General features: G+C 49.3%; 12 protein-coding genes and 2 pseudogenes. All 14 read right to left on the reverse strand.

The annotated features are described in order from the left end of the window. Window positions 1–250: pseudogene (locus ABLA33_RS07045) on the reverse strand (HEAT repeat domain-containing protein); the annotation flags it as partial. A gap of 877 nt (window positions 251–1,127) precedes the next feature. Next, a complete protein-coding gene (pflA, locus tag ABLA33_RS07050) occupies window positions 1,128–1,853 on the reverse strand; it encodes a pyruvate formate-lyase-activating protein (protein WP_347719763.1) in 726 nt (241 codons plus the stop codon). 164 nt (window positions 1,854–2,017) lie between these two features. After that, window positions 2,018–4,264, reverse strand: a complete 2,247-nt coding sequence (pflB, locus tag ABLA33_RS07055) for a formate C-acetyltransferase (RefSeq protein ID WP_311489468.1) — start codon at window positions 4,262–4,264, stop codon at window positions 2,018–2,020. Window positions 4,265–5,098: 834 nt separating this feature from the next. Beyond that, window positions 5,099–6,748: a hydroxylamine reductase gene (gene hcp / locus ABLA33_RS07060; protein WP_347719764.1), complete on the reverse strand. Its 1,650-nt coding sequence runs from the start codon at window positions 6,746–6,748 to the stop codon at window positions 5,099–5,101. A 171-nt stretch (window positions 6,749–6,919) separates the two neighbouring features. Next, on the reverse strand, window positions 6,920–7,588 hold the full coding sequence (locus ABLA33_RS07065; protein WP_347719765.1) for a Crp/Fnr family transcriptional regulator: 669 nt from the start codon (window positions 7,586–7,588) through the stop codon (window positions 6,920–6,922). A gap of 82 nt (window positions 7,589–7,670) precedes the next feature. Continuing rightward, the gene (gene rpsO, locus ABLA33_RS07070; protein ID WP_009347848.1) at window positions 7,671–7,940 is read right to left on the reverse strand and encodes a 30S ribosomal protein S15; all 270 of its coding nucleotides are present in this window, start codon (window positions 7,938–7,940) and stop codon (window positions 7,671–7,673) included. Between the two features lie 141 nt (window positions 7,941–8,081). Then, complete coding sequence (locus ABLA33_RS07075) at window positions 8,082–8,960, reverse strand: lysophospholipid acyltransferase family protein (protein WP_347719766.1); 879 nt, start codon at window positions 8,958–8,960, stop codon at window positions 8,082–8,084. 27 nt (window positions 8,961–8,987) lie between these two features. After that, window positions 8,988–9,527 carry an AraC family transcriptional regulator gene (locus ABLA33_RS07080; RefSeq protein ID WP_347719767.1) on the reverse strand — a complete coding sequence of 180 codons (540 nt, stop codon included), beginning with the start codon at window positions 9,525–9,527 and terminating at the stop codon, window positions 8,988–8,990. 52 nt (window positions 9,528–9,579) lie between these two features. Then, complete coding sequence (locus ABLA33_RS07085) at window positions 9,580–9,948, reverse strand: GNAT family N-acetyltransferase (protein ID WP_347719776.1); 369 nt, start codon at window positions 9,946–9,948, stop codon at window positions 9,580–9,582. Between the two features lie 132 nt (window positions 9,949–10,080). Beyond that, window positions 10,081–10,491 (reverse strand): annotated as a pseudogene (folK, locus tag ABLA33_RS07090) (2-amino-4-hydroxy-6-hydroxymethyldihydropteridine diphosphokinase); the annotation flags it as partial. 33 nt (window positions 10,492–10,524) lie between these two features. Then, the gene (gene queA / locus ABLA33_RS07095) at window positions 10,525–11,589 is read right to left on the reverse strand and encodes a tRNA preQ1(34) S-adenosylmethionine ribosyltransferase-isomerase QueA (protein ID WP_311489463.1); all 1,065 of its coding nucleotides are present in this window, start codon (window positions 11,587–11,589) and stop codon (window positions 10,525–10,527) included. Window positions 11,590–11,671: 82 nt separating this feature from the next. Continuing rightward, a complete protein-coding gene (gene truB, locus ABLA33_RS07100) occupies window positions 11,672–12,457 on the reverse strand; it encodes a tRNA pseudouridine(55) synthase TruB (RefSeq protein WP_347719768.1) in 786 nt (261 codons plus the stop codon). Window positions 12,458–12,526: 69 nt separating this feature from the next. Further along, on the reverse strand, window positions 12,527–13,372 hold the full coding sequence (locus ABLA33_RS07105; RefSeq protein WP_347719777.1) for an undecaprenyl-diphosphate phosphatase: 846 nt from the start codon (window positions 13,370–13,372) through the stop codon (window positions 12,527–12,529). A 56-nt stretch (window positions 13,373–13,428) separates the two neighbouring features. Further along, window positions 13,429–13,686, reverse strand: a complete 258-nt coding sequence (locus ABLA33_RS07110) for a DUF3098 domain-containing protein (protein ID WP_311489461.1) — start codon at window positions 13,684–13,686, stop codon at window positions 13,429–13,431. Window positions 13,687–13,703 lie beyond the last annotated feature (17 nt).

Raw genomic sequence — 13,703 nt, forward strand, 5'->3', positions numbered from 1 at the left:
GCCAATTTTCATCGGTACTTATTCGCTCTTTCAGAAAGCAAAGTGCATTATTATCTTCTGCGGCCAATCTACCCAATATCATTGTTGCCAACATTCGGGCTTGATAGGCTTTGTGCTTGAACAATTCAAGTGCAAAATCAAAACACTGTTCTTTTGAGTATGCAGAAAGGATTCCATCAGCCCCATCAATGATGTGCTGGAAGCCATTCTCAATCTGAAGTATCGTGTTCAATACATTATGAATCTCCATTTTTATTTTTCTATAGCTTTTATGAGACTTGTTCAATCATTCTCGTGAGGTCACGACAATTATCATCAACGTTAGAAGTTTTTTTCTTAAATTGTACCTTTACAAAGGTAAGGAAACATATCTAATAAAGCAAAAAACAAATATGCTGGCTTTCGTTAAGTTGTAACGAGTATGGCTGCTGTGCGACGCCGCCGGCGTCGGAGGGGGCGTATTACTTTCCCACGGGTTCGCCCTTCGGGCATCACCCGCGGTTAAGCATGGGGTGTCCCCTCCGGGGACAGTGGGTGAGCACGCTATGCCGCTGGGGAGAGTGTACACGATAAGGGTGTGAGCGCGTATCCTTATGGGATTCTCAGGCGCGATATGGGTGCGGGCGGAAAGAATAAGGGTGCAAGTGGAAAGACTTATGAAATTCCCAAACGCGATAAGGGCGTTGGCGAACAGAATAAGCGTGCGAATGGATAGGCTTATTCTGTTCTTCAGTGCTATAAAGACATGAACGGACGCAATAAGGGTGCAGGCGGAGAGAATAAGGGTGCGAGTAGATAGACTTATAGGAATCTCAGGCGTAATAAGGATATTCACATTCAGCAGAAAGCGCTCACTTCAGAAAATGGTTCGAAAAAGGGTTTAGAAGCTTCAGCGAACAAGATATGTGCCTGATTATCATGAGACTGCCATATAAAAACCGTTATTGAAGCTTCACTGAATGATTTTTTTAAGAGGTAATCATACTTTTAGTGGGTTCTACTGCGCGGAGAGTATGGGAAAATGGAGATCCTGAAGCTATAAAAATCCGCAACACCTGTTTGAGAGGTATTGCGGATAGGGAAAATGAGCTGTTCGACTATGTGGCGAACAGTTTTATACTTTCTTATCAACCTTCCGTCAAGATGCACCGTGCATTTGCTACGCGCTCTGCTGTGGGCGATGGCACGCCCTCGAGGGTGTAGGGAATGTTGCGTTGCTTCCATTTGAAAAGTCCCAGCGAATGATAGGGCAACACATCGATGCGCTGGATGTTTTGTAGCGGGCGCAGGAAGTGGCGAAGCTCTGTGAGGTAATCGTCGTTGTCGGTAATACCCGGCACAAGGACATGACGCACCCAGATGGGTTTTCCAATCTCGGAGAGATAGCGCGCACAATCCAAGATGTTCTCATTGGGATGGTGCGTGAGTTTCTGATGCTCCAGTGAATTGATATGTTTGATATCGAGCAAGAGCAAGTCAGTGTAGTCCATCAGCTTTTGGAATTTGCTAAAAAAAGGCTCTCGCCGAGTGAAAGGTTGTCCGCAGGTGTCGATACAGGTGTGTATGCCGCGCTCCTTCGCCTTTTGGAAAAGCTCCGTCAGGAAGTCGATTTGGAGCAGCGGTTCTCCACCGCTCACGGTGATGCCGCCATCTTTTCCCCAATAGGAGCGATAGCGTTCGGCTTTAGCGAGAAGCTCTTCGGCGGTCATCTCCTGCCCCTGCCCAGTTTCCCAAGTGTCGGGATTCTGACAATAGCGACAGCGCATGCCACAACCTTGAAAGAAAATGATGAAACGGATGCCTGGTCCGTCAACCGAACCGAAGGATTCCGTAGAATGAATGTGACCTGTCATATAATGATAAAGCCAAGCCCCCTCCACCTCTCTCGTATCGAGAGGAGTGCCCAGTTTTGTCTCGAACTCTTCCGATCTATCCGATCAGTTGGAGGCTCAAACAAGAGGTTCTGGACACCCCCTCTCATGAGGGAGATGGAAGGGACTTTCCCTTTTCTGTTAGTTTACAAATTCTCGTGTGCGTGGCGCGCAATAACGTCGAGCTGCTGCTCGCGAGTGAGGTCGATGAACTTCACTGCATATCCGCTCACACGGATGGTGAAGTTAGCATATTCTTCCTTCTCGGGATGCTCCATAGCATCGCGCAGTTTGTCGACACCAAAGACATTCACGTTGAGGTGGTGCGCACCGCGGTCGAAATAACCGTCCATTACGCCAACCAGCGTGTTGGAGCGTTCCTCATCATTCTGTCCCAGTGCACCCGGATTGATGGTCTGTGTGTTAGAAATACCATCGAGGGCATACTCATAAGGCAGTTTTGCCACAGAGTTGAGAGAAGCGAGCAAACCATTCTTTTCTGCACCGTAAGAGGGGTTGGCACCTGGAGCTAACGGCGTGCCGGCAGCACGGCCATCAGGCATTGCACCAGTATATTTACCATAAACCACGTTAGAAGTAATGGTCAGGATGCTCGTGGTAGCCTCTGAGTTGCGGTAAGTATGGAATTTGCGAATCTTCTTCATGAATGTCTTGAGCAACCAAACCGCGATTTCGTCAGCACGTTCGTCGTCGTTGCCATAGCGGGGGTAATCGCCCTCGGTCTTATATTCGATAGCGAAGCCTTCCTCATCGCGGACAGCCGTTACCTTGGCATATTTGATAGCACAGATAGAATCGACTACGTGGCTAAAGCCAGCGATACCCGTTGCGAAAGTGCGGCGCACGTTGGTATCGATGAGCGCCATCTCAGCAGCCTCGTAGAAATACTTATCGTGCATGTAATGGATGAGGTTCAGCGTCTTCACATAAACACCTGCCAACCATTCCATCATATCTTCAAAGCGAGGCATGAACTCTTCGTAGGTAATCACGTCGCTCGTGATGGGGCGGTAAGCTGGACCGCACTGCTCGCGGCTCTTAGTGTCTACACCGCCGTTGATAGCATAGAGAAGACACTTGGCCAAGTTGGCACGCGCACCGAAGAACTGCATTTCCTTACCAGTTTGAGTGGCACTCACGCAGCAGCAGATGCTGTAGTCGTCGCCCCAAACAGGACGCATCACGTCGTCGTTCTCATACTGGATAGAGCTGGTTACCACAGAAATCTTAGCAGCATAGTGCTTGAAGCCCTGCGGCAGGCGTGAAGAATAGAGCACAGTGAGGTTGGGCTCGGGAGAAGGACCCATATTCTCCAGCGTGTGGAGGAAACGGAAGTCGTTCTTCGTCACCATGGAGCGGCCGTCCATGCCCATACCTGCTACCTCAAGCGTAGCCCAAACGGGGTCGCCACTGAAGAGCTGGTTGTAGGAAGGAATGCGGGCGAACTTCACCATGCGGAACTTCATCACAAGGTGGTCGATGAGCTCCTGGGCGTCGGACTCCGTCAGCGTGCCTTCCTTGAAGTCGCGCTCAAAGTAGATGTCGAGGAACGTAGAGATACGGCCCACTGACATAGCAGCACCGTTCTGCGTCTTGATGGCACCGAGATAGCCGAAGTAGAGCCACTGCACTGCCTCGCGGCCGTTAGCAGCGGGGCGGGAGATGTCGAAACCATACTCAGCGGCCATTTCCTTGAGACCATTGAGGGCACGAATCTGCATAGATACTTCCTCGCGCAGACGCACCACTTCGTCAATCATATCGCGGTCGCCCAAGTTTTCCAAGTCGGCTCTTTTTTCAGCCACCAGGAAGTCGATACCATAGAGAGCCACGCGGCGATAGTCGCCCACAATGCGGCCACGACCATAAGAGTCGGGCAGACCCGTAAGAATATGATTGTGGCGAACGCGACGCATCTCCGTGGTGTAAGCATCAAACACGCCATCGTTATGTGTCTTCACATATTTGGTGAAAATATCGTGGAGTTGTTGAGAAGGCTGATAGCCGTAAGTGGTGCAAGCCTGCTCGGCCATTTTGATACCACCGTAAGGCATGAAAGCACGCTTGAGCGGCTTGTCGGTTTGCAAGCCCACAACTTTCTCCAGTTCCTTCGTGCCTTCGCCAATGTAAGAAGGGGGATAGGCCGTGAGAGAAGAAACCACCTCGGTTTCCATGTCGAGTACACCGTCTTTAGCGCGCTCCTGCTTTTGCAGTTCTTTGAGCATACCCCAAAGCTTATCGGTAGCCTCTGTTGGGCCAGCAAGGAAGTCCTCTGCACCGTTATAGGGAGTGTAGTTTTTCTGGATAAAGTCTCTTAGGTCTACTTCTGAAGTCCATTGTCCTTCAGCAAAACCTCTCCATTCATTTCTCATAATTGTTGTCGTTATGGGTTATGTAATATGTTTTCGCTTTTGCCCAGCTCTCTAAACAAGTGTCATGCCGCTGCATGGCTCGGTCACAAATGTATCCGACACAAGGTAGAGCGCTTCCAAGGGCACTGCAAAATTACACATTAATAGGACCTTTTGTGCTATTTTTATCTGGAATAAAGCTTATCATTCCTATGTTCTGATTCATTTTAACCCTTTTGCGGTAGTGCGCTCACTATAAATGATACTTGCAAATTGCAATTTATAGGATAGCAAAACCATTCTTTATTATTGGTGCATTCAGTATCCCCCGTTGTGGGTAGGAGACGATAAAGAGCGAGAGGGAGAAAAGGATGCACCAAATACGCATAAAAAACCGCCCGATTACTTGACATCGAGCGATTTTCTTTTTGCGCGAGAAAATGCGCCTTTTAGCCATCCGCGCGCGGATTCTACTTACCTGCTTCTCCGCTTTTCGCAATGACAGCTCAGTTCTATACTTCAAAAGCCCTAAAAAACTGAGATTTCCAACAAAAATGGAGATTTTTAGCTTCATCCTCTTCGTCCGTACAATAAGGGCGTCCGCCAACTTCCTTATTGCGCCAACCGACACAATAAGCCCGTCGGCGGACAGCTTTATTGTAGCGATGCGCGAGAGGCTTCGCCAGTCTCAGCAGAAGATGGCGCAATGGATTTTGAGGCATTCTCGGAAGATGAAAAGTAAGAAATTCGTTGATATTTTTCACCCACGAATGTTCGCGAAAAAGGCGAATGGGCACGAAAAAGGAATCTCCCCTCTGTTAACCTACATTAGGATTGGCAGAGGGGAGAGAGAAATTAGGCTAAGAACTTCTGGAGATCTTCATCGACGGTAGAGATGGTGCCCAAACCAAACTTCTCGATGAGAATCTTACGCACATTCTCCGACATGAAGGCGGGGAGCGTTGGACCTACATGGATGTTGCGCACTCCGAGGTAGAGAAGCGAAAGTAACACAATGACGGCTTTCTGCTCATACCAAGCAATGTTGAACACAATGGGGAGGTCGTTGATGTCGGCCGCTCCAAAAATCTCTTTCAGTTTGAGAGCTACCAGCGCCCAAGAGTAGGAGTCGTTACACTGGCCTGCATCGAGCACGCGAGGTATGCCGTTGATGTCGCCGAGGTTGAGCTTGTTGTATTTATACTTGGCACAACCGCTGGTGAGAATCACGCAATCTTTGGGGAGTGCTTCGGCAAATTCGGTGTAGTAGTTTCGATTTTTCATACGTCCATCGCAACCGCTCATCACAAAGAACTTGCGAATAGCACCACTCTTGACAGCTTCCACGATTTTATCGGCCAAGGCGAACACTTGGGCGTGGGCAAAACCACCTACAATCTCACCGTGCTCGATTTCCGTAGGTGCTTGACACTGCTTGGCCATCTCGATGACCTCGGAGAAGTCCTTGTGGCCGTTAGCATCGGGCAAGATGTGCTTCCAACCAGGATAACCGGTGGAATTGGTAGTGAAAACACGATCCTTATAATTGGCGTTGGGCAGTGGCGGCACAATGCAGTTGGTAGTAAATACTATCGGGCCATTGAACGTACTGAATTCTTCTTTTTGACGCCACCATGCGTTGCCATAATTACCCACGAGGTGCTTATATTTCTTGAGTTCTGGATAGTAGTTACCAGGGAGCATTTCGCCATGGGTGTAGACATCAATGCCCGTCCCTTCAGTTTGCTCGAGAAGCTCTTTAAGGTCGCGCAGGTCATGCCCCGTGATGAGAATACCAGGACGGTTGCCCACTCCGATATTGACGCGTGAAATTTCGGGATTACCATACGCAGCGGTGTTGGCCTTGTCGAGCAACGCCATAGCAGGAACACCATATTCGCCCACGCGAAGCACGAGAGCATAGAGCGCATCGGCCGTGGCATCGGGGTTGGTAATGTCGTAAAGAGCTTCGCTCATAAATGCGATAAGGCTGTCGTCGCGATGTCCTAAGCGGGAAGCGTGTTCATAATAGGCTGCTATTCCTTTGAGGCCGAGCACTACGATTTCCTTCATAGAACGGATATCCTCATTGGGTATGCGCAGAATGGTCTGACGGAGTCCCTCAGCATAATAGTCCTCGCGACTGCCAGTCCATGTGACTTCAGCCCAGTTGGGAAGTTCCACGCCGTTTTGTTCAGCCAAGCCGATGAGTTGTTGCTTGAGGAGAAGGCCTGTATCGACCTTTGCCATGATACTTTCATCATCGAAATTGGCACAGCTGATAGTGGCAAAAAGCGCGTCGACGATGAAATCGCCCACGGCCTGCTCAGTGGTTACGCCAGCAGTGCGGAGCAAATGATCAACAGAGCCCACGCCGCGAGCAACGGCAATGAGGAGATCCATATAAGTAGAGGTCTGTGGGAGTTTACCACACACGCCGCGAAGCGTACAGCCTGTACCTTTCACGGTTTCTTGACACTGATAACAAAACATTTGAGGTTCCATACTTCAGAATAATTTAAATAGTTATGCGTTAATGGGCGCAAAAATATGAAACCCTCATCCGGGCAATGGTAACAAATGTTATCTGCGTGTAGAATTTTAGTTTTTTTAGTACTGAGATAAGGTGATAGCTCACCAGCTTACGGCCGATGAGCCACCTAAGAGACGGACAAATCAGAGTTTGCTGCGATCCACGATGCGGATGGTTTTTCCTTCTACGCGGATGGCTCCTTCCTCTTCGAGCGTGGCTAAGACGCGGAGGAGGGAGAACTTCTGTATGCCAAAGGAATCGGCAATCTGCTGTCGAGAGCGCGTGAGCGTGATGACCTCCGACTGCTGTTTGCTGGCAATCTGCTTGAGCAAAGAAACCACTTTTTCGCGCACGCTGAAAAGAGCCAACACGCGCATCTTCTGAGTAAGGAAATAATTGATTTGTGACAGAACGAGGATGAAATTGGTGCGGATACGCTCGTTGCTGTCGATGAGGCGTTTGAGTTCGGCAGGCGTCATACGGAAAATGCGTGTAGGTTCTTCGGTCTCCACACTCACGGGCATCTCACTATCTGGCACAAAGATGAGAGCAGGAGCCATCAAACTACCTGGTCCTCGATGGTCCACTTCAACAAACTTTCCCGAAAGTCCTACCATACGGGCTGTCATCTGTCCGCTGACAACGATGTCAGCATGGCGACAAGGCATACCGGCCAGCACATATATATCCTTTGGTGAATAGTCCACCAGTTTGTAATGAATCTGAGAAAGAAGTTCAGCCATTTCCTGGCTGGAGAAGCCTTTGAACAAAGGACAGAGGCGAAGAGCCTCAATGAGTTGAGAATTTTCCATATCGCGTTGAACAATAGGATAAAAAAAAGAAACGCCGCTCGCAAGGAGTGACGTTTCAAAGCTTTTGTGCAAGAAATCGGAATTACTTGCGAAGACCGAGAGCCTTGATGATGGCACGGTAGCGCTCGATGTCGCGATCCTTCAAATAATTGAGGAGGCGGCGACGCTTACCAACCAACATAACGAGGGCACGTTCAGTACTATGATCTTTACGGTTGGCCTTCACATGTTCCGTCAAGTGGGCAATACGGTATGAAAACAATGCAATCTGGCTCTCGCAGGAACCAGTATCAGAGTTAGACTTTCCGTACTTGCCAAAGATCTCTTGTTTCTTAGCAGAATCTAAGTACATAGTTTGTAATGAAATTAAATGATATTATAAATGTGCTCTCCGAGGAAAGCGGGTGCAAAGTTAGATAAAATTATTGGAGCAACAAGAAAAATACGGCGAAATAATTGATTTTCTTATCTCTATGCTGCTCAAAAGTATGATTTATGAGCGTTGGTGCTTCCAACGTTTATGACTCCACAGCCAAATTTCGGGTTGGCGGCGGATGGTGGTTTCTAAGCGTTGCATGAAATCGGCCGTGAGCTGCCAATCGGGGATTTCGTGGGAGTTGTTGCTCATCAGTTCAAAAGTGGCTTCATAGTGGCCTCGACTTTTCCGCTCTACATCAAGGTAGACGAAAGCGGCATTGAGTTTTTTGCCAATTCGCTCCGCACCTGTGAAGCAAGGGGTGTCCTGATGGAGAAAATCTACCCATTCATGGATGTCGACGGGCTTGGGACTCTGATCGGAGATAAAGCCGCAAACCACCTTTTTCCCTTCCGATTTGAGGCGAAGAATCTCGCGCAGAACGAGGTTCTTATCAATGTTGTGAGAACGGAAATGGCGGCGAAGCTTCAGAAAGAGTTCGTCGAGGAAGTGATTACGGATGGGTTTGTAAAGTTGGCAGGGATAAATGCCTTCACTAAACCAGACACCAAGCGAAGAGACCCATTCCCAGTTGCCATAATGGCCGAGATAAATGAAGACAAAGTCGTGGTCGCGGAGGAGGGCTTCCACCTCGGGGATATTGGTGAAAACCATGCGCCGGCGTATCTCGCTCACAGACATGGAATAGAGCTTGAGCGTTTCAAAAATATAGTCGCAGAAATAATGGTAGAAACCATTGATGAGGCGGTTTCTCTCCGCTGGCGTCTTCTCGGGAAAGGAGCGTGCAACATTGCGGCGCACCACAGCAAGGCGGTAGCGCACTACATAGCGAACGAGAAAAAATAAGAGGTCGGAGAGAACGTAGAGCAGCCCTAAAGGTAGGCATGAAAAAAGCCATACGCAACCAAAACCAAACTTATAGAGAAGATTCTTCATAACATGATAAGGATTGAGAAAAGAGGCCTAAAGCTCATCGAGTGCACGGCGGCGCTGCGATGTGAGTTGCTTGAAACGCGTGGGCGTGAGTCCTGTTTGTTTCTTGAACTGTGTGCTCAAATAAGCTGTAGAGGAATAGCCCAGGCGCACCGCAATGTCGGAAAGCGGGAGTTCGTTGTAGACAAGAAGTTCCTTGACGCGTTCGATGCGATGGGCAATGAAAAATTTCTCCAGCGTTTGCCCTTCTACAGCAGAAAAGAGATCGGAGAGGTAATGATAGTCGAGATGTAGGCGTTCTTGCAGAAAATCAGAGAGCCGAAGATGGGAAAGACCGCTTTCTGCTCGAGCGTAGATTATCGTTTCCCGCTTGATGCTCTCGATGAGCTGCGAACGGCGGTCGCCGATAAGTTCAAAACCCATCGCCTCAAGTTCTGCACTCAATTTCTCTCGCATCTCAGGTGAGATGGGGGCGGAAAGCACCACTTCACCCAAGCTGACGGACTGCACCTCAATGGCGTTGCGCTGCAAGATGTTTTCGACAGCCATGATGCAGCGGCGGCAGACCATATTCTTTATGAAAAGTGTGCTTTGCTTGGAGGTGTGAGGCATAGGGAGGGATTTAGTGCAGCTTCAGACTATCATATTGCTTGCAACGATACACATTTGTTTCGCGCTGTTCGAAACCCAAACTAACGTAGAGATTATTTGCCGCCATGCGCGAAGGACGCGAGGTGAAATTGACAGAGTCCGCGCCATGACGAAAGGCTTCACGAGCAGAGCGCAATATGAGAGCTTTGCCAAATCCTGCTCCACGCACGGAGGTGTCTACTACCAAATCCTCCGCCCAGCCTTTTGTGCCTGTGGGGGATGCGGCTAAGCAGAGCGTAATGGTTCCAACGAGTCGCCCATCGGGAGTAAAGGCTACATAAACCCATGTGTCGGGTCGTTGTAAAAGGGCTATGATTTCGTTGTCAGTGAGGGGGCGCACTTGTTTCGATAGTTGGGGAAACAAGGCATTGAACTGTTCTAAGAGAGGAGTATCGGCAGGTGTGAGCGGGCGGATGTCGTGACCGTTTAGCTTATCGAGCAAGTCCGATACATACCCCTGTCCGTCAATCCAAAGTTCGGGAGCAATTTCTGCCAAAGGTTCTAAAACGAAGCGTCGCTCGGAGAGATGAGGATGAGGAAGTTGCAGCTCCGCCGTATTCACGGATTCGCCATCAGAACAAAGGAGGTCGATGTCGATAATACGGTCGTGATACACACCTTTGAGGCTCTTCTGCGTCCGTCCCATCTCGCGCTCAATTTGTTGTGTAAGTGGCAACAACTCGATGGGAGAGAGTGAGGTACAGAACGCAGCTGCGGCGTTGAGGAACTGATGTTCTGATTCAAAGCCTACAGGAGCAGTTTCCCAGAAAGCAGAAAGGCGCAGCAATGTGCCCACCCGCTGCTCTAAGAGTGTCACAGCGCGCTCCAAGTTCTCCCGACGGTTGCCGAGATTAGAACCCAGACCTATATAGACAGTACTCATAGCCTCGTGGATGTCTTACGCGGTGCTCTGCTTTTAGTCTACAATCAGCATTGCATCGCCGAAAGGACCGAACATGTACCCTTCTTTGATAGCTTCCTCATAGGCTGTCATCGTTTGTTCGTAGCCGCCGAACGCCGTAGTTAGCATGACCATTGTGGATTCGGGCAAGTGGAAATTGACAACCATAGAGTCGGCCACAAGGAAATCATAAGGTGGGAAGATAAACTTATTGGTATGTCCCTCAAACTCGCGGATGCGGCGGTCTGGACCCACACACACTTCCAAAGCGCGTTGTACCGTTGTACCGACAGCCAGGATGCGGCGACCTTCGTCCTTAGCTTTGTTGACAGCTGCGCAGCATTCCGCGCCCACTATCATCTCTTCGCTTTCCATCTTGTGTTTGGTCAGATCTTCAACATCTGTAGAACGGAAATTGCCAAGTCCGCAATGGAGCGTGAGGAAAGCCGTGTTGATATCTTGTATCTCCATCTTCTTCATCAGAATTTTGGAGAAGTGCATACCAGCAGTAGGTGCAGTCACCGCGCCCTCATGACGAGCAAAGATGCACTGGAAGTTTTCAATGTCTGACTCTCGATTCTCGGGGGTGCTAACGTGTCCGGTGAAGCGAGGGATGGGAGCTTCGCCGAGAGCGTAGAGGGAACGCTTGAAATCTTCATGCTCCCCCTCGTAGAGGAAACGGAGCGTACGGCCGCGGCTGGTAGTGTTGTCGATAACTTCGGCCACGATGTCCTCAGCTTCGCCAAAATAGAGTTTGTTGCCGATACGGATTTTGCGCGCTGGGTCTACAAGCACGTCCCAGAAGTGTTGCTCATGGTTCAATTCGCGAAGCAGAAACACTTCGATGCGAGCTCCTGTCTTTTCCTTACGTCCATAGAGGCGGGCGGGAAACACCTTTGTGTCGTTGAAAACAAAAAGGTCGTGGGGCTGAAAGTAGCTCAAAATGTCGCCAAACTGCTTGTGCTCAATTTCTCCCGTTTTGCGGTGAAGCACCATCATACGGCAATCGTCGCGATGAGGGTTCGGATCCGGAGCTATCTGCTCTTGAGGGAGGTCGAACTTGAATTGAGAGAGTTTCATATCTTTTCTGTTTATGTTTTTCTCCTGCCCGCTTCTTCATGGTTACGGATGGGAGTTTTGTTTCTATTATTGTGAGTATGCTTTAACCTAAAGTGGTGAGGGGTTCCTCGTCCAGACAGTTGGCAGGCGTAAGGAAAGGAAATTCGGAAGGTATTGGACCAGATGGTGGCTCGGTTTCGAGAGTCTGCCCCTCCAACCAACGCTCGAAGTCTTCCATCTTCCAGCAATCTTCCACGCGGATGTCGCCCACACGAGTACGGCGCAGCGAAAGCAGGTGTGCACCGCTGCCGAGACGCTCGCCGATGTCGCGACCTATGGAGCGGATGTAAGTGCCTTTTCCACAAACAACGCGGATTTTTAGATAATCGGGTAGGCGCATTTCTAAAAGCTCTATTTCTTCCACACGGACGGATTTGGCTTTCAGAGGCACTTCCTCGCCATTACGCGCCAGTTGATAGGCACGATCTCCATTGATTTTACAAGCAGAATAAGCGGGGGGAATTTGCATAATATCGCCCTCGAGACTATGCAGCACTTCGCGCACCATAGCTTCGGTGATGTGTTCTGTGGGATAGGTCTGATCAACGGGATGTTCCAGATCGTAGCTGGCCGTTGTTTCGCCCAAACGCACCTCAGTAATGTATTCTTTGGTATGAGTTTGCAACGACTCGATGATACGTGTGGCTCTACCGGTACAAATAATGAGTGTACCAGTGGCTAAGGGATCGAGCGTACCAGCATGACCCACGCGGATTTTATGTCCCGTCATGCGCTTAGTCAGCAACCAGCGAAGATGCCCCACCTCACTGAAAGAGGTGGCTCTGTAAGGCTTGTCGAAAGCCAGAATTTTTCCGTCGAAGAAGTTCAAGGCAGAAATATGATAAGGAATAATAATGTGCTAATATACTTTTGGGAAATGCTCCGAAGAGAGTTTTCTTTAATCGGCCATAGTGAGCGGATAGCCGCAGAGAGCTATTCCGAAGATGAGTAGGCCCACAATGATGCGATACCATCCGAAGGCTTTGAAACCGTACTTCGTCACATAGTTGAGGAAGAACTTAATGGCCAGAATGGCAACGAGGAAGGCGATGACATTACCCGCCAGCAAGAGCGTGAGATGATTACCCTGCAAGAGAGCATCGCCAGTTCCGTCTTTCAGGAGGTCGTAGACTTTCTTACACGTTGCTCCAAACATCGTTGGGACGGCGAGGAAGAACGAAAATTCGGCGGCTGCTTTGCGCGTCAACTTCTGTTGCATACCGCCCACGATGGTCGCCATCGAACGAGAGGTGCCGGGTAGCAACGCGGCGATACACTGATAGAGACCCACCATCAAGGCGCGCTTATAGGTGAGCGGCGTTTGTTCACTGCCTTTATTGAAAAGTTTGTCGCAATAAAGCATAAACACACCGCCAATGATGAGCATCGCCGCAACGGTATTTACACTACCGAGATTTTCGTCAATGAAATCGCCCAATTTGAGCCCCACGACAACGGCGGGAAGTACGCCCACGATGAGTTTCAAATAAAAAGGCCAGATTCGTCCCCACCAAGAGGTGTTTTTCCCTACTTCAACGGGCGGGTTGAAGAAGCGACGCCAATAGAGGCATACGACGCTCAAGATTGCGCCAAACTGAATGATAACGGTGAAGGCTTTAACAAACGGCGTGCTCTCCATGTGGAAGAGCCCCTCCGTGATAATCATGTGGCCTGTTGAGGAAACGGGCAAAAACTCCGTCAAACCCTCAACAATACTAAGCACAATAGCTTCGAACCAATTCATATCGGCCGAAGCTGTAAGTAGAGATATGTCGAACATAATGATAACTCCTAACGTGTTTACTTCTCCACTGAAGTAGTATTATCCTCTTTGTCACTCGGACGGCGGATGATGCCCACAATCATAAAGAGATAGCCGAAGAGGCAAACAACGGGAGCTACCTTGATGCGCATTGCGCTGAAAATATCGGGGTTAAAATGTGTGGCATCAGAGCCTTTTCCAGACATGAGTATCATGCCCAAGATGACGACAGCCATACCGATGGCTAACAGAATGAAATTGGTGCGATCAAACGCAAATACGTGTTTCTTTTCCATTGTTGGAAATATGTTTT

Source organism: uncultured Alloprevotella sp. (genome assembly GCF_963536905.1).
GTDB lineage: Bacteria > Bacteroidota > Bacteroidia > Bacteroidales > Bacteroidaceae > Alloprevotella.

Coding starts and splice junctions, on each gene's coding strand:
- queA (WP_311489463.1), bottom strand. CDS start 11,589: ATGAAACTCTCTCAATTCAAGTTCGACCTCCCTCAAGAGCAGATAGCT.
- pflB (WP_311489468.1), bottom strand. CDS start 4,264: ATGAGAAATGAATGGAGAGGTTTTGCTGAAGGACAATGGACTTCAGAA.
- ABLA33_RS07065 (WP_347719765.1), bottom strand. CDS start 7,588: ATGGAAAATTCTCAACTCATTGAGGCTCTTCGCCTCTGTCCTTTGTTC.
- rpsO (WP_009347848.1), bottom strand. CDS start 7,940: ATGTACTTAGATTCTGCTAAGAAACAAGAGATCTTTGGCAAGTACGGA.
- ABLA33_RS07075 (WP_347719766.1), bottom strand. CDS start 8,960: ATGAAGAATCTTCTCTATAAGTTTGGTTTTGGTTGCGTATGGCTTTTT.
- ABLA33_RS07080 (WP_347719767.1), bottom strand. CDS start 9,527: ATGGTCTGCCGCCGCTGCATCATGGCTGTCGAAAACATCTTGCAGCGC.
- pflA (WP_347719763.1), bottom strand. CDS start 1,853: ATGACAGGTCACATTCATTCTACGGAATCCTTCGGTTCGGTTGACGGA.
- ABLA33_RS07110 (WP_311489461.1), bottom strand. CDS start 13,686: ATGGAAAAGAAACACGTATTTGCGTTTGATCGCACCAATTTCATTCTG.
- hcp (WP_347719764.1), bottom strand. CDS start 6,748: ATGGAACCTCAAATGTTTTGTTATCAGTGTCAAGAAACCGTGAAAGGT.
- ABLA33_RS07105 (WP_347719777.1), bottom strand. CDS start 13,372: ATGAATTGGTTCGAAGCTATTGTGCTTAGTATTGTTGAGGGTTTGACG.